This is a genomic window from Micromonospora sp. HM134, assembly GCF_007833915.1.
GTDB lineage: Bacteria > Actinomycetota > Actinomycetes > Mycobacteriales > Micromonosporaceae > Micromonospora > Micromonospora wenchangensis.
In genome coordinates, this window is the sequence record NZ_CP041061.1 from 4,543,029 (window position 1) to 4,559,406 (window position 16,378).

General features: G+C 72.5%; 14 protein-coding genes. 4 read left to right on the forward strand and 10 right to left on the reverse strand.

The window, feature by feature from the left end:
- Window positions 1-66: 66 nt before the first annotated feature.
- Together FJK98_RS19470 and FJK98_RS19475 are read right to left on the reverse strand one after the other, a co-directional pair.
- A complete protein-coding gene (locus tag FJK98_RS19470; RefSeq protein ID WP_145920295.1) occupies window positions 67-2,445 on the reverse strand; it encodes an excinuclease ABC subunit UvrA in 2,379 nt (792 codons plus the stop codon).
- A gap of 190 nt (window positions 2,446-2,635) precedes the next feature.
- Entirely contained in the window at window positions 2,636-3,016 is a 381-nt protein-coding gene (locus FJK98_RS19475; protein WP_240762174.1) for a RidA family protein, read from the reverse strand.
- 100 nt (window positions 3,017-3,116) lie between these two features.
- Between FJK98_RS19475 and FJK98_RS19480 the strand changes: the two genes are divergently transcribed.
- Window positions 3,117-3,491 (forward strand): helix-turn-helix domain-containing protein, encoded by a 375-nt coding sequence (locus FJK98_RS19480; RefSeq protein ID WP_145920297.1) that lies wholly within the window; start codon window positions 3,117-3,119, stop codon window positions 3,489-3,491.
- A gap of 181 nt (window positions 3,492-3,672) precedes the next feature.
- On the opposite strand, the gene metH is transcribed toward FJK98_RS19480, so the two are convergent.
- Window positions 3,673-7,131, reverse strand: a complete 3,459-nt coding sequence (gene metH, locus FJK98_RS19485) for a methionine synthase (RefSeq protein WP_370517089.1) — start codon at window positions 7,129-7,131, stop codon at window positions 3,673-3,675.
- 316 nt (window positions 7,132-7,447) lie between these two features.
- Here metH and FJK98_RS19490 point away from each other — a divergent pair, with 316 nt between their 5' ends.
- Window positions 7,448-8,317 (forward strand): PAC2 family protein, encoded by an 870-nt coding sequence (locus FJK98_RS19490; RefSeq protein WP_145920298.1) that lies wholly within the window; start codon window positions 7,448-7,450, stop codon window positions 8,315-8,317.
- 115 nt (window positions 8,318-8,432) lie between these two features.
- Entirely contained in the window at window positions 8,433-9,224 is a 792-nt protein-coding gene (locus FJK98_RS19495; RefSeq protein ID WP_145920299.1) for a GntR family transcriptional regulator, read from the forward strand.
- 156 nt (window positions 9,225-9,380) lie between these two features.
- Here the strand turns inward: FJK98_RS19495 and FJK98_RS19500 are convergent, their stop codons facing one another.
- Window positions 9,381-10,052 carry a LysE family transporter gene (locus FJK98_RS19500; RefSeq protein WP_145920300.1) on the reverse strand — a complete coding sequence of 224 codons (672 nt, stop codon included), beginning with the start codon at window positions 10,050-10,052 and terminating at the stop codon, window positions 9,381-9,383.
- 68 nt (window positions 10,053-10,120) lie between these two features.
- Between FJK98_RS19500 and FJK98_RS19505 the strand changes: the two genes are divergently transcribed.
- A complete protein-coding gene (locus tag FJK98_RS19505; RefSeq protein ID WP_145920301.1) occupies window positions 10,121-10,567 on the forward strand; it encodes an Lrp/AsnC family transcriptional regulator in 447 nt (148 codons plus the stop codon).
- A 180-nt stretch (window positions 10,568-10,747) separates the two neighbouring features.
- Here the strand turns inward: FJK98_RS19505 and mshC are convergent, their stop codons facing one another.
- From mshC to FJK98_RS19535, 6 genes are all read right to left on the reverse strand, one after another.
- Complete coding sequence (mshC, locus tag FJK98_RS19510; protein ID WP_145920302.1) at window positions 10,748-11,986, reverse strand: cysteine--1-D-myo-inosityl 2-amino-2-deoxy-alpha-D-glucopyranoside ligase; 1,239 nt, start codon at window positions 11,984-11,986, stop codon at window positions 10,748-10,750.
- A 67-nt stretch (window positions 11,987-12,053) separates the two neighbouring features.
- Complete coding sequence (locus tag FJK98_RS19515; RefSeq protein ID WP_145920303.1) at window positions 12,054-12,869, reverse strand: SCO1664 family protein; 816 nt, start codon at window positions 12,867-12,869, stop codon at window positions 12,054-12,056.
- On the reverse strand, window positions 12,866-13,441 hold the full coding sequence (locus FJK98_RS19520; protein ID WP_145920304.1) for a DUF3090 domain-containing protein: 576 nt from the start codon (window positions 13,439-13,441) through the stop codon (window positions 12,866-12,868). Before FJK98_RS19520 ends, FJK98_RS19515 begins: the two co-directional genes overlap by 4 nt.
- Window positions 13,442-13,555: 114 nt before the next feature.
- Window positions 13,556-14,260, reverse strand: coding sequence for a histidine phosphatase family protein (locus FJK98_RS19525; protein ID WP_145920305.1), 705 nt, complete (start codon window positions 14,258-14,260; stop codon window positions 13,556-13,558).
- A gap of 79 nt (window positions 14,261-14,339) precedes the next feature.
- The gene (locus tag FJK98_RS19530; protein WP_145920306.1) at window positions 14,340-15,176 is read right to left on the reverse strand and encodes an undecaprenyl-diphosphate phosphatase; all 837 of its coding nucleotides are present in this window, start codon (window positions 15,174-15,176) and stop codon (window positions 14,340-14,342) included.
- The gene (locus tag FJK98_RS19535) at window positions 15,173-16,225 is read right to left on the reverse strand and encodes an LLM class F420-dependent oxidoreductase (protein ID WP_145920307.1); all 1,053 of its coding nucleotides are present in this window, start codon (window positions 16,223-16,225) and stop codon (window positions 15,173-15,175) included. The genes FJK98_RS19530 and FJK98_RS19535 overlap by 4 nt, the downstream gene beginning before the upstream one ends.
- Between the last annotated feature and the right edge of the window lie 153 nt (window positions 16,226-16,378).

The following is a 16,378-nucleotide window of genomic DNA, read 5'->3' on the forward strand; positions in this document are numbered from 1 at the left end:
GGTCCGCACCCCGACCGCCCGACCCGATCCGGTCCGGCGCGGGTCTGGCGGGGCGCGGGGGTAGCGTCAGCGGCCGACGTAGGCCGCGAGGTGTTCGCCGGTGCGGGTGGACCGGGCGGCGACCAGGTCGGCGGGGGTGCCCTCGAAGACGACCCGCCCGCCGTCGTGGCCGGCCCCGGGACCGAGGTCGATGATCCAGTCGGCGTTTGCGATCACCGCCTGGTGGTGCTCCACCACGATGACCGAGGTGCCGCCGTCGACCAGTCGGTCGAGCAGGCCGAGCAGTTGGGCCACGTCGGCGAGGTGCAGCCCGGTGGTCGGCTCGTCGAGGACGTACACACCGCCGGGCTCGGCCATCCGGGTGGCCAGCTTGAGCCGCTGCCGCTCGCCGCCGGAGAGGGTGGTGAGCGGTTGACCGAGGCGCAGGTAGCCGAGCCCGACGTCGACGAGCCGACCGAGGACGGCGCTCGCCGCCGGGGTGCGCGCCTCGCCCGTGCCGAGGAACTCCGCCGCCTCGGTCACCGACATCGCGAGCACCTCGCTGATGTCCCGACCGCCGAGGCGGTACTCCAGCACGGCGTCCTGGAACCGGCGGCCCTCGCACTCCTCGCAGACGGTGGCGACCCCGGCCATCATCGCCAGGTCGGTGTAGATCACCCCGGCGCCGTTGCAGCCGGGGCAGGCCCCCTCGGAGTTGGCGCTGAACAGTGCGGGTTTCACCCCGTTGGCCTTCGCGAACGCCTTGCGGACCGGGTCGAGCAGACCGGTGTACGTCGCCGGGTTGCTCCGCCGCGACCCCCGGATCGTCCCCTGGTCGATCGCGACCACCCCGTCGCGCCCCGACACCGAGCCGTGGATCAGGGAACTCTTGCCCGAACCGGCCACCCCGGTGACCACCACCAGCACGCCCAGCGGAATGTCGACGTCGACGTCGCGCAGGTTGTGGGTGTCCGCGCCGCGTACCGCGAGCACGCCCGACGGCCTGCGCACCGCCGGCTTCACGGCGGCCCGGTCGTCCAGGTGCCGCCCGGTCAGGGTGCCGCTGTCCCGCAGCCCGGCGACGGTGCCGGCGAAGACCACCTCGCCGCCGGCCGAGCCGGCACCCGGGCCGAGGTCGACCACGTGGTCGGCGACCGCGACCACCTCCGGTTTGTGCTCGACGACCAGCACCGTGTTGCCCTTGTCCCGCAACCGCAGCAGCAGGTTGTTCATCCGCTGGATGTCGTGCGGGTGCAGCCCGACGGTGGGCTCGTCGAAGACGTAGGTGACGTCGGTCAGCGAGGACCCCAGGTGGCGGATCATCCTGGTCCGCTGCGCCTCCCCGCCGGACAGGGTGCCGGCCGGCCGGTCCAGCGACAGGTAGCCGAGGCCGATCTCCTCGAACGAGTCGAGAAGCCGTTGCAGCCCGGACAGCAGCGGGGCCACCGAGGGTTCGTCGAGGTCCCGCAGCCAGGCGGCGAGGTCGCTGATCTGCATCGCGCAGACGTCGGCGATGTTCTTCCCGCCGATCTTCGACGACCGGGCCTGCGGGCCGAGCCGGGTGCCGGCGCACTCGGGGCAGGTCGTGAAGGTCACCGCCCGCTGCACGAACGCCCGGATGTGCGGTTGCAGGGTGTCGACGTCCTTGGCCAGGTACGACTTCTGGATCTGCGGGATCAGCCCGGCGTACGTCAGGTTGATGCCGTCCACCTTGATCCTGGTGGGTTCCCGGTGCAGCAGGTCGTGCAGCTCGGACTTCGTGTACCGGCGGATCGGCTTGTCCGGGTCGAAGTAGCCGCAGCCCCGGAAGATCCGGCCGTACCAGCCCTCCATGCTGTAGCCGGGAATGGTCAACGCACCCTCGTTGAGGGATTTGCTGTCGTCGTAGAGCGCCGACAGGTCGATGTCGGTGACCGCGCCCATCCCCTCGCAGCGCGGGCACATGCCGCCGAGGCGGTGGAAGGTCGCCTTCTCGGTCCTCGTCCGGCCGGCGCCCCGCTCGACCGTGATCGCGCCGCTGGCCCGCACCGAGGGAACGTTGAACGAGTACGCGTTGGGCGGGCCGATGTGCGGCTGCCCCAGCCGGCTGAACAGGATGCGCAGCATGGCGGTGGCGTCGGTGGCGGTGCCGACGGTGGAGCGGGCGTTCGCCCCCATCCGCTCCTGGTCCACGATGATCGCCGTGGTCAACCCGTCGAGCACGTCGACCTCGGGTCGGGCCAGCGTCGGCATGAAACCCTGCACGAACGCGCTGTACGTCTCGTTGATCAACCGCTGTGACTCGGCGGCGATCGTGCCGAACACCAGCGAACTCTTGCCCGACCCGGAGACCCCGGTGAACACGGTCAGCCGCCGCTTCGGGATCTCGACGCTGACGTCACGCAGGTTGTTCACCCGCGCGCCCTGCACCCGGATCAGATCGTGGCCGTCGGCCCCGTCCGGCCCCGGCGAGCGGCCCTGCGTCATCGCGTCTCCCCCTCCGTCGGGCGGGTCCGGCCCGCCCCCACTGCCCGCATGATCCTCCCCCGCCCCGCCCCACCACCCCGGGCCGCCCTGCATGATCGACCCGATGTCGGAGATCCAGCGGTATCGGAGCGGTGGGATACCGCTGGATCACCGACATGGTGAGCGACCCGTCTCCCCCGGACCGGGACAGTCAGTCCAGGATCGCCGTCGCCTCGACCTCGACGAGAACGTCCGGCTCGAAGAGATAATCGACGCCGATGAGCGACGACGGAGGCAGCGGCTGCGGCAGGCCGAGCTCCCCCGCCACATCCTCCACCCCGGCCATGAAGTCACCGATCCGCTCCGGCGCCCAGTTCGTCACGTAGAACGTCAGGCGGACGACGTCGGCGAAGCTCGCCCCGGCACCGGCCAGCCCGTACCCCGTGTTGCGCAGCGCTCGGGCGACCTGACCCCGCAGGTCGCCGGTGGCGACCGGCCGGCCGGCCTCGTCCCGGCTGATCTGGCCGGCCACGTGGACGTGGCGCGACCCCGACGCCACCGCGACGTGGTGGTAGGGAACGGGCTGCGTCATGCCCGGCGCAGAGAAAAGCTGGACACCCATCTGACTTCCTCCCTCTAGGTATCTCATGGATACCTGGTGCACCGAGGGAACTTCAACGAGACTAGGTGTCATGCCCGAAACCACACCCCTGCCGGCGGAAGCCCTCCAGATCACCCCGCCCCACCGCGAACTGCTGGACCAGGTGCTCGACAAGTGGTCGCTGGAAGTGCTCAACCAGCTCTGCGAACGGCCCTCCCGGTTCAACGAGCTGCGCCACGCCATCCCCGCCGTCTCCCAGAAATCACTGAGCGCCACCCTGCGCCGGCTCGAACGCAACGGCATCGTCGCCCGGCACGTCCTCTCGTCGCGGCCGGTCGCCGTCGAGTACCGCATAACGCCGCTGGGAAAGACGCTCCGGCACCCGGTCGACGTGCTCCTCGACTGGGCCGGGCAGCACCTGCCCGCCATCGAGGCCGCCCGCCGCTCGTACGACGAGACCAGCTGACGGCGCGCGACCGCCACCTCCAGCGCCGGCAGCATCCGGTGGGGTTTGACCTGCTACGAACGAGCCGGGACAGCACCCGTCCGATGATCGTCATCCCTTCGCATCACGGCCCCTGCCCCGAGGGCCCGGCGGGGCGGGGGCCGTGATGTCCGCGCAGTTCAGTGCCGTCGAGGGGACGGCGTCACTTGGCGTTGAAGTAGTTCGCCTCCGGGTGGTGCACCACGATCGCGTCGGTGGCCTGCTCCGGCACCAGCTGGAACTCCTCCGACAACTGCACCCCGATCCGCTCCGCCCCGAGCAGCTCCACGATCTTCGCCCGGTCCTCCAGATCCGGGCAGGCCGGGTAGCCGAACGCGTACCGGCAGCCCCGGTAGTCGTTGCGCAGCAGCCCGGCAAGGTCGGTCGGGTCGCCGGTGGCGACCGTGCCGCCGCCCGGCAGGGTCAGCTCGGAGCGGATACGCCGGTGCCAGTACTCGGCGAGCGCCTCGGTGAGCTGCACCGACAACCCGTGCACCTCCAGGTAGTCGCGGTACTCGTTGGCGGCGAACATCTTCGCGGTGTAGTCGCTGATCGGCTGGCCGACGGTGACCAGCTGCAACGCCACCACGTCGAGCCCGTCGTCCTTCGGGCGGAAGAAGTCGGCCAGGCAGAGCCGCCGCTCCTGCCGCTGCCGGGGGAACGAGAACCGGGCCCGCTCGCTGTTGCCGTTCTCGTCCAGCACCACCAGGTCGTTGCCCTCGGAGTACGCCGGGAAGTAGCCGTACACCACGGCCGCCTCCAGCACCTGGTCGGCGATGAGCCGGTCCAGCCAGTAGCGCAGCCGGGGCCGCCCCTCGGTCTCCACCAGTTCCTCGTACGACGGGCCCTGGCCGCCCCGCGACCCGCGCAGCCCCCACTGGCCGAGGAAGGTGGCCCGTTCGTCCAGCAGCGCCGCGTACTCGGCCAGCGGCACCCCCTTGACCACCCGGGTGCCGAAGAACGGCGGGGTGGGCACCCCCACGTCGGTGGCCACGTCGGAGCGGACCGAGGAGTCGTGCAGTTCCGGCAGCACCTCGGTGACCATCGTGCGCTGCTTCTCCCGGCGGGCCCGCCGGGCCGCCAGGGCCGCCTCCCGCTCCGGGTCGATCACGGGTGCGCCGCCACGCTTGGCGGTCATCACCCGGTCCATCAGGGCCAGCCCCTCGAAGGCGTCCCGCGCGTAGTGGACCTGGCCGGGGAACATCGCCCGCAGGTCGTCCTCGACGTACGCGCGGGTCAGCGCCGCCCCGCCCAACAGCACCGGCCACCGCTCGGCGACCCCGCGCGACGCCATCTCGGCGAGGTTCTCCTTCATGATGACCGTGCTCTTGACCAGCAGCCCGGACATCCCGATCGCATCGGCCCGGTGCTCCTCGGCGGCGTCGAGGATCGCGCCGATCGGCTGCTTGATGCCGATGTTGACGACCTCGTAGCCGTTGTTGGACAGGATGATGTCGACCAGGTTCTTGCCGATGTCGTGCACGTCGCCGCGTACGGTGGCCAGCACGATCCGGCCCTTGCCGCCGTCCTCGACCGCCTCCATGTGCGGCTCCAGGTAGGCCACCGCCGTCTTCATCACCTCGGCGGACTGGAGCACGAACGGCAACTGCATCTGCCCGGAGCCGAACAGCTCACCGACGACCTTCATGCCGTCGAGCAGGATGTCGTTGATGATGGACAGCGGGGACCGGCCCTGCGCCATCGCGGTGTCCAGGTCGGCCTCCAGGCCGTTGCGCTCGCCGTCGATGATCCGCCGCTTGAGCCGTTCGTCCAACGGCAGCCCGGCCAGCTCCTCGGCCCGGGTGGCCCGCGCCGACGCGGCGTCGACGCCCTCGAACGCCTCGATGAACCGCTGCACCGGGTCGTAGCCCTCGCGCCGCCGGTCGTAGATCAGGTCGAGGGCGACCTCGCGCTGCGCCTCGGGGATCTTCGACATCGGCAGGATCTTGCTGGCGTGCACGATCGCCGAGGTCAGCCCGGCCTGCACGCACTCGTGCAGGAACACCGAGTTGAGCACCTGCCGGGCCGCCGGGTTGAGCCCGAACGAGACGTTCGAGATGCCCAGGGTGAAGTTGACCCCCGGGTAGCGGGCGGCGATCTCCCGGATCGCCTCGATCGTCTCGATGCCGTCCCGGCGGGTCTCCTCCTGGCCGGTGGCGATCGGGAAGGTCAGCGCGTCGATGAGGATGTCCGACCGGTCCATCCCCCACCGGCCGGTCAGGTCGTCGATCAGCCGGGCCGCCACCCGGACCTTCCACTCCCGGGTACGGGCCTGCCCCTCCTCGTCGATGAGCAGCGCCACCACGGCCGCCCCGTGCTCGGCGATCACCGGCATCACCCGCGCGTAGCGGGAGTCGGGGCCGTCGCCGTCCTCGAAGTTGACCGAGTTGACCACGCAACGCCCGCCGAGCATCTCCAACCCGGCCTCGATCACCGCCGGCTCGGTGGAGTCCAGCATGATCGGCAGGGTGGACGCGGTGGCGAACCGGCCGGCCAGCTCCCGCATGTCCTGCGTGCCGTCCCGGCCGACGTAGTCGACGCACAGGTCCAGCAGGTGCGAGCCGTCGCGGGCCTGGCTGCGGGCCACCTCGACGCACGCCTGCCAGTCGGCGGCGAGCATCGACTCACGGAACGCCTTGGAGCCGTTGGCGTTGGTCCGTTCCCCCACCATCAGCACCGAGGCGTCCTGGGCGAACGGCACCGGGTGGTAGATCGACGAGACACCCGCCTCGTGCCGGGGCTCCCGCGCCGCCGGGGTCGCGCCGTGCAACCGCTCGGCCAACGCCCGGATGTGCTCCGGGGTGGTGCCGCAGCAGCCACCGATCAGCCCCACGCCGTAGTCGGCCACGAACCGTTCCAGGGCGTCGGCCAGCTCCACCGGGCTCAGCGGGAAGTACGCCCCGTCGGCGGTCAGCACCGGCAGGCCCGCGTTCGGCATCACCGACAGCGGAATCCGGGAGTGCTGCGACAGGTAGCGCAGGTGCTCGCCCATCTCGGCCGGGCCGGTCGAGCAGTTCAGCCCGATCAGGTCCACCCCCAGCGGCTCGATGGCCGCCAGCGCCGCCCCGATCTCGCTGCCCACCAGCATGGTGCCGGTGGTCTCCACGGCCACGTGACAGATGATCGGCACCTGCTGGCCCAGCTCGGCCATCGCCCGCTTCGACCCGACCACGGCCGCCTTGACCTGCAACAGGTCCTGGCAGGTCTCGATGATCAGCGCGTCCGACCCACCGGCGATGAGCCCGGCCGCGTTCTCCTGGTACGCGTCGCGCAACGTCGCGTACGGGGCGTGGCCGAGGGTGGGCAGCTTGGTGCCGGGGCCGATCGAGCCGAGCACGAACCGGGGGCGCTGCGCCGTGGCGTACGCGTCGGCGACCTCCCGGGCGATCCGCGCGCCGGCCTCGGACAGCTCCCGGATGCGCTGCGGGATGTCGTACTCGGCGAGGTTGGCGAGGTTCGCGCCGAACGTGTTCGTCTCGACGCAGTCCGCGCCGGCCGCCAGGTAGGCCTCGTGCACGCCGCGCACCACGTCGGGCCGGGTCACGTTGAGGATCTCGTTGCAGCCTTCCAGCCCCTCGAAGTCGTCGAGGCTCAGGTCGGCAGCCTGGAGCATTGTCCCCATCGCGCCGTCGGCGATGAGAATCCGGTCGGCCAGCACATCCCGCAACGAAGTCCGCACCACATCAGGTTAGTGCGAGGAATCCGGTCACCGTCGACGCCCGGTCGCGTCCCACTATGTGTCCATCCGCTCCCCGTCCCGGTTCGTACCGGTTCGGCGGCGGGGTGGGCCTACGTCCCGGCGCGGCCGACGGGCCACGCGCCGCGCCGGGACGTAGGCTTGCGGACGTGAAGGACATCAGGGACGCCACCGTGCACGGCGGGCGGGTGACCGGGCCGACCCCCGGCGCCGTCGGCGACGAGCGGGGCGAGGTGACGGCGTGACCGAGTTCGACGGGCTGCCGGTGCTGCGGTCCCCGGTGGCGATCGCCGCCTTCGAGGGCTGGAACGACGCCGCGGACGCCTCCACCGCCGCCGTGGAACACCTCGAACAGGTCTGGCAGGCCCGCCAGATCACCGAGATCGACCCGGAGGAGTTCTACGACTTCCAGGTCAGCCGACCGACGATCACGATGTCCGACGGCGAGACCCGCCGGGTGGAGTGGCCCACCACGAAGTTCATGGTGGCCAGCCCCGAGGGCACCGACCGCGACGTGGTGCTGATCCGGGGCATCGAGCCGAGCATGCGCTGGCGCACGTTCTGCGAGCAGGTGCTGGAGATCTGCCACAGCCTTGAGGTGGAACGGGTGGTGCTGCTCGGCGCGCTGCTGGCCGACGTGCCGTACACCCGGCCGTTGCCGATCAGCGGCAGCGCCTCCGACGCCCAGGCGGCCCAGCGCTACCAGCTCACCCCCACCCGCTACGACGGTCCCACCGGCATCGTCGGGGTACTCCAGGACGCCTGCACCCGGGCCGAGGTCGACGCGGTGTCGTTCTGGGTGCACGTGCCGCACTACGCCAACAACCCGCCCTGCCCCAAGGCGACCCTGGCCCTGCTGCACCGGGTCGAGGACGTGCTCGACCTGCCGGTGCCGATGGCCGACCTGGCCGAGGAGGCCGCCGAGTGGGAGCAGCGGGTACGCGGCGCCGCCGAGCAGGATGCCGAGCTGGGCGAGTACGTGCGTGAGCTGGAGGAACGGGTCGGCGACGCGGGGATCACCCCGTTGACCGGTGACGAGATCGCCCAGGAGTTCGAGAAGTACCTGCGCCGTCGGGGCGGTTCCGCCGGCCCCACCGCCGGCTCCTGGTAGTCGTCCCCGACAGGCCCCGGACGTCGTGGCGTCCGGGGCCTGTCGGCGTGTCCGGGGTGGCGTCGTCGCCCCGTCTGGGGCATCCTAGGAACCTAGCTGTCAGGAGGAGGCGGGCGTGCAGATCAACCCGGGAGCCGCCGAGTTCCCGCACCGGCAGATCGCCGCGCAGCTCAAGGCCCAGGTGCGGCGGGGCGACTGGGGGCCGGGCGAACGGCTGCCGTCCATCCCGGCCATCGCCGAGATGTTCGGGGTGGCGAAGCAGACCGTGCAACGCGCCGTCGACCAGCTGCGGGTCGAGGGCATCCTGATCACCAAACCCGGCTCCGGCACGTACGTGCGGGGCACCCGGCGGCGGCTCAACCGGCTCTCCCGGGGCCGGTACGGCGGATTCCGGGGTTACCACACCGACCTCGCCGCACGGTACCGCCAGCAACTCGTCTCGGTCGGTCGGGCGCCCGCCCCACCCGAGGTGGCCGACGCGTTCGGGGTCGCCGACGGCACCGAACTGCTCTGCCGCCGGCACCTGGTGCGCACCGACGACTCCCCGGTGGAGGTAGGTGCGTCCTGGTTCCTGCCGAAGGACACCGCCGGCACCTCGCTGGAACGGGCCGAGGCGTTCGGCCGGCCGCTCTACCAGGAGGCCGAGGAGGCCACCGGCCGGCGGTACACCACCGCCGCCGACACCATCAGCGCCCGCCAGCCCAGCCGGGAGGAGGCCGAGACGCTCCAGATCCGCCCCGACACTCCCGTGCTGCACCTGCTGCACGTCGCCTACGACGCCCACCGCAAGCCGATCGAGGTCGCCCAGGCCACCTGGCCCGGCCCGATGACCACGCTGACCGAGGAGTACCAGGTTCCCGCCCCCGCGCCGGACCCCGACCCCGACCCCGGCCTGGTCCTCGGCTGATCCCGGCCGGGCACCGCCCACCGTCCCGGCCCGGCCCACGTACGGGGCCGGGCAGCACCGGACGGACGGGGGGCTGCCGGGCGGCGGCCACCGCAGGCCGGGCAGGGGTGGCGCAACCGCCGGGACGGCACCGGGCGTACGGGGCCAAGCCGTGCCTCAGGTGACCGCGGTGACCACGACGACGGTCGCTCCGAGCGCGACGACGATCAGGGAGGCGACCACCCCGAGCAGGTCGGCGACCCGTACCGGGACGGTGGCGCCCAGGGCCGCGCCGATCGTGGCGAGCCCGGCCTGCCAGAGCAGGGAGGCCAGCCCGGCGGCGACGACGAACACCCCGGGCCCCGTCCAACTGCCCGGCACGGCGTTCACCGTCCCGCCCAGGGCGAAGAAGTACACCAGGGTCAACGGGTTGACCGCGGTGAGGAGCACGAAGCGGACGAAGACCGGTCCGGCGGCGCTCCGGGCCGGACGCTCCCCGCCGGTGCCGTCCCGCTCGGCTCCGGCGCCGGTACCGCCGGGGTGTGCCGGGGCGCGGCGCAGGGTGACCAGTTGGTGGCAGCCCAGCCCGACGATCACCAGACCGGACAGGTAGCGGGGGGCGTCCCCCCACGAGGCGATCACCGGCGCGAGCGCCGCCCCGGTCAGCAGCGCGCCAAGGCAGTAGAGGGTGTCGACGGTGGCGACGCCGGACGCGGCGGCCAGGCCACTGCGGCGGCCGCGCAGCATCCCCTCCCGGACGATCAGCACCCCGATCGCCCCCAGGGGCATCGCCACCCCCAGTCCGGCGGCGAACCCGGCGACCGCCAGGAACACGATTCCTTCAGCCATCCGCCGAGTCTGGGTCACCCCGCCGGGCGCGACCGACAGATGAGCGGTGTCGGCGTACGATTATCGGTGTGGACCGGCTGGACGAGCAGATTCTCGGCATCCTGCAGGAGAACGCGAGGTGTTCGTTCAGTGAGATCGGTCGACGGGTCGGTCTGAGCACGAACGCCACCGCCGCCCGTGTCCGCCGGTTGGAAGCCGACGGCGTCATCCTCGGGTACACCGTCGTCACCGGCCACGACGCGCCGGAACTCCGGGGCGGGTTGGAGGTGTTCATCGACGTACGCCTCGACGCCGGGACCGCCTACGAGACGTTCGTCGACGCCATCGCCCCGATCGAGCAGATCGGCGACGCGGTGCACATGACCGGGCCGTACGACTACCTGCTGCGGGCCCGGCTGCGGGACACCGCCGCCCTGGACGCGCTGCTGCGTCGGCTCAAGAAGAGCTGCGGCGTGGTGCAGACCCAGACGCGGGTCGCACTGCGCCAACCCGCCCCGCCGCCCCGCAGCCGGTAACCCCGTTACCCCCCCCGTGCCCCACCACGCCCACAGCCGACCGGACCCGGGTCCCCCTGCGTCGATCATGGAGTTGCGGGGCTCCGCATAAGTCGCATGTGGGGGCTCAACCCCCACCACAACTCCATGATCGACGAGCCGCCCGGGACCACGCTGAGACGGGGCGGGTGGGCGCGGGCGTCAGAGGCGGATGCCGAGCAGGGCGTCGACGGTGCCGGCGAACAGCGCGGGAGCCTGCGGGTCGTCGCCGGTGCCGGCCAGGGCCGCCCCGGCCCAGTCGTCGGCCAGGACGAGGGCGCCCGGCGTGTCCAGGTCGTCGCCGAGGCGCTCGCGTACCCCGGCCAGGAAGGCCGCGCCGGACGGCCCGGACGGCGCGGCGGCGGCCCGCCGCCAGCGGTCCAGCCGCTGCTGCGCGGCGGTCAGCACGTCGTCGGTCCAGGCCCGGTCGTCCCGGTAGTGGCCGGACATCAGGCCGAGCCGGACGGCCATCGGGTCCACCTGGTCGGCGCGCAGCCGGGAGACGAAGACCAGGTTGCCCTTGGACTTCGACATCTTCTCGCCGTCCAGGCCGATCATGCCGGCGTGCACGTAGTGGTCGGCGAAGGGAGCCGTGCCGGTGAGCCGCTCGGCGTGCGCGGCGGAGCACTCGTGGTGCGGGAAGATCAGATCGTTGCCTCCGCCCTGCACGTCGAGCCGGTCGCCGAGCAGGTTCAGCGCGATCACCGTGCACTCGATGTGCCAGCCGGGCCGGCCGGGGCCCAGCTCACCGCCCGGCCAGGACGGCTCGCCGTCGCGGGCACCGCGCCACAGCAGCGGGTCCAGCGGGTCGCGCTTGCCGGCCCGCTCCGGGTCGCCACCGCGCTCGGGGAAGATCTCCAGCATCTGCTCCCGGGTCAGGTTCGACTCGTAGCCGAACGCCGGGGCGGCGGCGATGTCGAAGTAGACGTCGCCGGTGCCGTCGTCGAGCCGGTAGGCGGCACCGTCCTTGAGCAGTTCCTGCACCCGGTCGGCGATGTCCGGGATCGACTCCACCGCGCCCACGTAGTGCGCGGGCGGGATGATCCGCAGCGCCTCCATGTCCTCGCGGAACAGCGCCGTCTCCCGCATCGCCAGGACCTTCCAGTCCTCGCCGTCGCGCTCGGCGCGTTCCAGCAGCGGGTCGTCGATGTCGGTGACGTTCTGCACGTACCGGACGGTCAGGCCGGCGTCGCGCCACATCCGCTGTACCAGATCAAAGGTGATCATGGTGGCGGCGTGGCCCAGGTGGGTGGCGTCGTACGGGGTGATGCCACAGACGTACATGGTGGCGGGGCCGGCGGGGCGGCTCGGGTGGACACCGCGCCGCGCCGAGTCGTACAAGCTCAGGGGCCCGCCGTCACCCGGCAGCCGTGGCACCTCGTGTCCCGCCCAAGACTCCATGACCGCCAGCCTAACGAGCCGCCCGGCCGCCCGGAGAAACCGCCCGGGTGATCAACATGACAACGGCTCAGATCGGCGGCCACGGCATCGCCGGCCACTCCTGCGGCGGCAGCGGATACCGGCCGGTGTCCCGCAGCCGCCGCACCCGGGCGGCCACCTCGGCGACCTCGCCGAGGGTCAGGTGCTCGGCCAACTCCTCCCCCAGCTCGCCGGTGAGCTGCCGGTCGAGGGCGTCGAGCACCTGCACCGCGTCCGGTGGGAGCTGCCGGCCGGCCCAGCCCCACAGCACGGTCCGCAGCTTCTCCTCGACGTGGAAGCAGACCCCGTGATCCACCCCGTAGATCCGGTCGTCCGCGCCGGCCAGCACGTGCCCGCCCTTGCGGTCGGCGTTGTTGATGACCGCGTCCAGCACGGCCAGCCGGGCCAGCCGGGGGTCGTCGGCGTGGGCCAGGGCGTACGCCGCGCCGTCGTCGTCGCGGGCGGCGGCCACCGGGAACCAGCGCGGCGGCACCGCCTCGGCCGGCACGAACCCGACCAGCGGCTCGACGTCGTCCGGCTCGTCGATCCAGAGCTGGCACGACCCGGGCCCCAGCGGCCCGTCGCGCAGCACCGTCGGCGGGACCAGATCCCAGCCGGTGGCCCGGGAGACCAGGTAGGCGGAGACCTCCCGGCCGGCGAGGGTGCCGTCGGGGAAGTCCCAGAGCGGGCGCTCGCCGCGCACCGGCTTGTAGACGCACCGGGCGGTACGGCCGTCGAGGGTCAGGATCGCCCGCAGGGTGGTGTTGGAGGCGTCGACCAGCCGACCCTCCAGCTCCAGTTCACCGTCGCACAGCAGCCGGAGCGCGGCGCTGACCTCCTGGCGCTGCACCTCCGACGACGTCACCGGTGGTAGCCGTTGTGCCGGGGGCAGAGGTGACCGGCCGGGTCGAGCGGCTGGCCGCACAGCGGGCAGGGCGGACGGCCGGCGTTGACCACCCGGCGGGCCCGTTCGATGAACTCGCGGGTCGCCTCGGGGGTCAGCCGCACCCGCAGCCGGTCGAGGTCCTCGTCCGGTTCCTCGTCGTCGTCCTCGTCGACCTCGTCGTCGCCCAGCTCGACCTCGGCCTCCGCCTCACCGGCGGCGATCGCCTCGATCACCACGGTGGCGGAGTCCACGTCGAACGCCAGCCCGAGGGTGCCGACCCGGAACTCCTCGTCGACGGGATTGTCCAGCGGGTCGTTGTCGCCGACGGCCGCGGGCACCTCCGGCAGCTCGACGCCGAAGCGGCGCTGCGCCTCGGAGAGCAGTTCCTCCAGCTTCTCGGCGAGCAGGGAGACCTGCACCTTCTCCAGCGCGACGCTGACCAGCCGGCCGCCACCGCGGGCCTGGAGGAAGAACGTGCGCTCCCCGGGCGGCCCGACGGTCCCGGCGACGAACCGCTCCGGCGGCTCGAAGGCGTGCACCTGGTGGGTCATACCCACGACCCTATCCGGAGCGTGGAACGGTCGCGCAAGGCACCGACGCCGAATCAGCCGAGGGCGAAACGGCGCGACCCGCGACCGGCGGCGGACGGCCCCCGGCGGGCCGGCTCAGCCGGTGGCCCCCGCGCCCCCGCCGACGGCCGCGTCGGAGTCGGCCGGCCGGGTCGCCCGACGCCGCCGCTTCGCCGGTGGCGGCACCAGGGAGGCCAGGTCACCGCCGGTGTCGTTGAGCCGGACCAGGAACGGCCGCAGCGGGGTGTAGCGGATCGCGGTGACCGAGGCCGGGTCGGCGACGAGGCGCTGGAACAGGTCGAGGTGCAGGCCGAGGGCGTCGGCCACGATGGCCTTGATCACATCGCCGTGGCTGCACGCCAGCCAGACCGCCTCCGGTCCGTGGTCGGCGGTGATCCGGGCGTCCCAGGCGCGTACCGCGGCGACCGCGCGGGCCGACATCTGCGCCATCGACTCCCCGTCGGGGAAGACCGCGGCGCTGGGGTGCTGCTGCACCACCGGCCAGAGCTTCTCCTTGGCCAGCTTCTTCAGCGGCTGCCCCTCCCAGGCGCCGTAGCCGCACTCGATCAGGCCGTCCTCGACCACCGGGGTGGCCTGCGGAAGGGCCAGCTCCAGGGTCTGCCGGCAGCGGATCAGCGGGCTGGTCACCACCGCCGCCAGCGGCAGGCCGCGCAACCGCTGGCCGACCGCGCCCGCCTGGGCCCGCCCGGTGTCGTCCAGCTCGACCGGCTGCCGGCCGGCCAGCCCGCCGTCGGCGTTCGCGGTCGTCCGGCCGTGTCGCAGAAGCAGAAGGGTCGCCACGCCCCCACCATAGGGGCAGCCGGACCGCAACCGGCCCCCGACACCGGCGGTGGTGTCGGGGGCCGCAGGTCGACGCCGGTCAGGTGGCGCTGATCGTGCCGGTGAGCAGCAGCGCCTGCACCAGGGTGCCGAGCGCCACCCGGTAGAGCACGAAGACGTACAGGGTGTGGTGTGCCACGTAGCGCAGCAGCCAGGCGATGGCCGCGTAGCCGATGCCGAACGCGATGATCGTGGCGACCACCATCTGCGCCACCGAGGGCACCGAGGTGCCCGGGGCGGCCGGTTCGAAGACGTCCCCGACGCTGAAGATGCCGGACATCACCACCGCCGGGATGGCCAGCAGGAACGAGTACCGGGCGGCGGCCTCCCGGGTCAGGTTGAGCAGCAGGCCGGCGGTGAGCGTGCCGCCGGAGCGGGACACCCCGGGGACCAGCGCCATCGCCTGGGCGAAGCCCATCACGATGCCGTCGCGCATCCGGAAGTTCACCAGGGTGCGGGTCTGCCGCCCCCAGTACTCGGCGAAGGCCAGCACGAAGGCGAACACGATGAGCGTGGTGGAGACCACCCACAGGTTGCGTCCGGCGGTGCGGATCTGGTCCTTGAACAGGAAACCGAACAGCCCGATCGGGATCGAGCCGACGATCACGTACCAGCCCATCCGGTAGTCGAGGCTGGAGCGCACCGAGCGGTCCCGCAGCCCCACCAGCCAGGTACGGGTGATCCGCCAGATGTCCTTGGCGAAGTAGATGAGCACGGCCGCCTCGGTGCCCAGCTGGGTGACCGCGGTGAAGGACGCGCCCGCGTCCCGGTCGAAGAAGATCGCCGAGGTGATCCGCAGATGCCCCGACGAACTCACCGGAAGGAACTCGGTGAGCCCCTGGACGATGCCCAGGACGATGGCCTCGACCCAGGTCACTCGCCGACTCCCGAGAGGTCGAGGGCCTCGGCGACGGTCCGCAGCGTCTGCACGCCGCTGTCCCGGTCGGCCACGAACAGGGTGACCGACAGGGTGGTCACCCCGGCGGCCGCGTACTCCCGCATCCGCTCGGCGATGCGTTCCTTGGGGCCGAGCAGCGAGGTCCGGTCGATGAACTCCATCGGCACCGCCGCCGCCGCGTCCCGCTGCTGCCGGGCCAGGTAGAGGTCCTGCACCTGGCGGGCGGCGTCGCCGTAGCCCATCCGGGTGGCGAGCTGGTTGTAGAAGTTCTGCTGCCGGCTGCCCATGCCGCCGACGTAGAGGGCGGCGTACCAGCGGACCAGTTCGGCGCAGGTGGCGATGTCGTCGCCGACCACGACCGGCACCGAGGGGACGACGTCGAAGCCGGCCAGCTCCTTGCCGGCCTTCGCCCGGCCGGCGCTGACCGAGGCGAGCTGCTCCTCGGCGAACTCGGGGGCGTAGAAGACGGCCAGCCAGCCGTCGGCGATCTCGCCGGCCAGTTCCAGGTTCTTCGGGCCGACGGCGGCCAGGTAGATCGGGATGTGATCGCGCGGCGGGTGGAAGCCCAGCCGCAGCGCCTTGCCGGGGCCGTCGGGCAGCGGCAGGGTGTAGTGCTCGCCGGCGTAGGCGACCTCCTTGCGGGCCACCGCCAGCTTCACGATGTCGACGTACTCGCGGGTGCGGGCGAGCGGCTTGCCGAACCGGACGCCGTGCCAGCCCTCGGAGACCTGCGGGCCGGAGACGCCCAGGCCGAGGCGGAACCGGCCGCCGGAGAGGGTGTCGATGGTGGCCGCGGTCATCGCGGTCATCGCCGGGGTACGGGCGGGGATCTGCATCACCGCGCTGCCCACGTCGATCCGTTCGGTCTGCCCGGCCATCCAGGCGAGCATGCTCGGGGAGTCCGAGCCGTACGCCTCCGCCGCCCACACCACCGAGTAACCCAGGCGGTCCGCTTCCTGGGCAAGCGCCAGGTGGTCCGCCGGCGTACTCCACGCCGTCTGATATCCGAGGCTGAGCCCGAGTCGCACTGATCCTCCCCATCCCGCACCACAGGTCGCATCAGGTTACGCAATGCCCCGGGGCCCGCCGCCCACCGGCTCGCCACCGCCCGGCCGGGCATCCGGGACGCCGGGCGGGGCGGGCGGCCGGGAGGGGCGGGGCGGGTGGACAGCCAGCGACCG

What these genes read in the sequence shown, in the direction of transcription:
- mshC (WP_145920302.1), bottom strand. Translation starts at nt 11,986, where the DNA reads ATGGAGTCTTGGGCGGGACACGAGGTGCCACGGCTGCCGGGTGACGGC.
- FJK98_RS19520 (WP_145920304.1), bottom strand. Translation starts at nt 13,441, where the DNA reads ATGACCCACCAGGTGCACGCCTTCGAGCCGCCGGAGCGGTTCGTCGCC.
- FJK98_RS19470 (WP_145920295.1), bottom strand. Translation starts at nt 2,445, where the DNA reads ATGACGCAGGGCCGCTCGCCGGGGCCGGACGGGGCCGACGGCCACGAT.
- FJK98_RS19480 (WP_145920297.1), top strand. Translation starts at nt 3,117, where the DNA reads ATGCCCGAAACCACACCCCTGCCGGCGGAAGCCCTCCAGATCACCCCG.
- FJK98_RS19475 (WP_240762174.1), bottom strand. Translation starts at nt 3,016, where the DNA reads ATGACGCAGCCCGTTCCCTACCACCACGTCGCGGTGGCGTCGGGGTCG.
- FJK98_RS19500 (WP_145920300.1), bottom strand. Translation starts at nt 10,052, where the DNA reads ATGGCTGAAGGAATCGTGTTCCTGGCGGTCGCCGGGTTCGCCGCCGGA.
- metH (WP_370517089.1), bottom strand. Translation starts at nt 7,131, where the DNA reads ATGGGGACAATGCTCCAGGCTGCCGACCTGAGCCTCGACGACTTCGAG.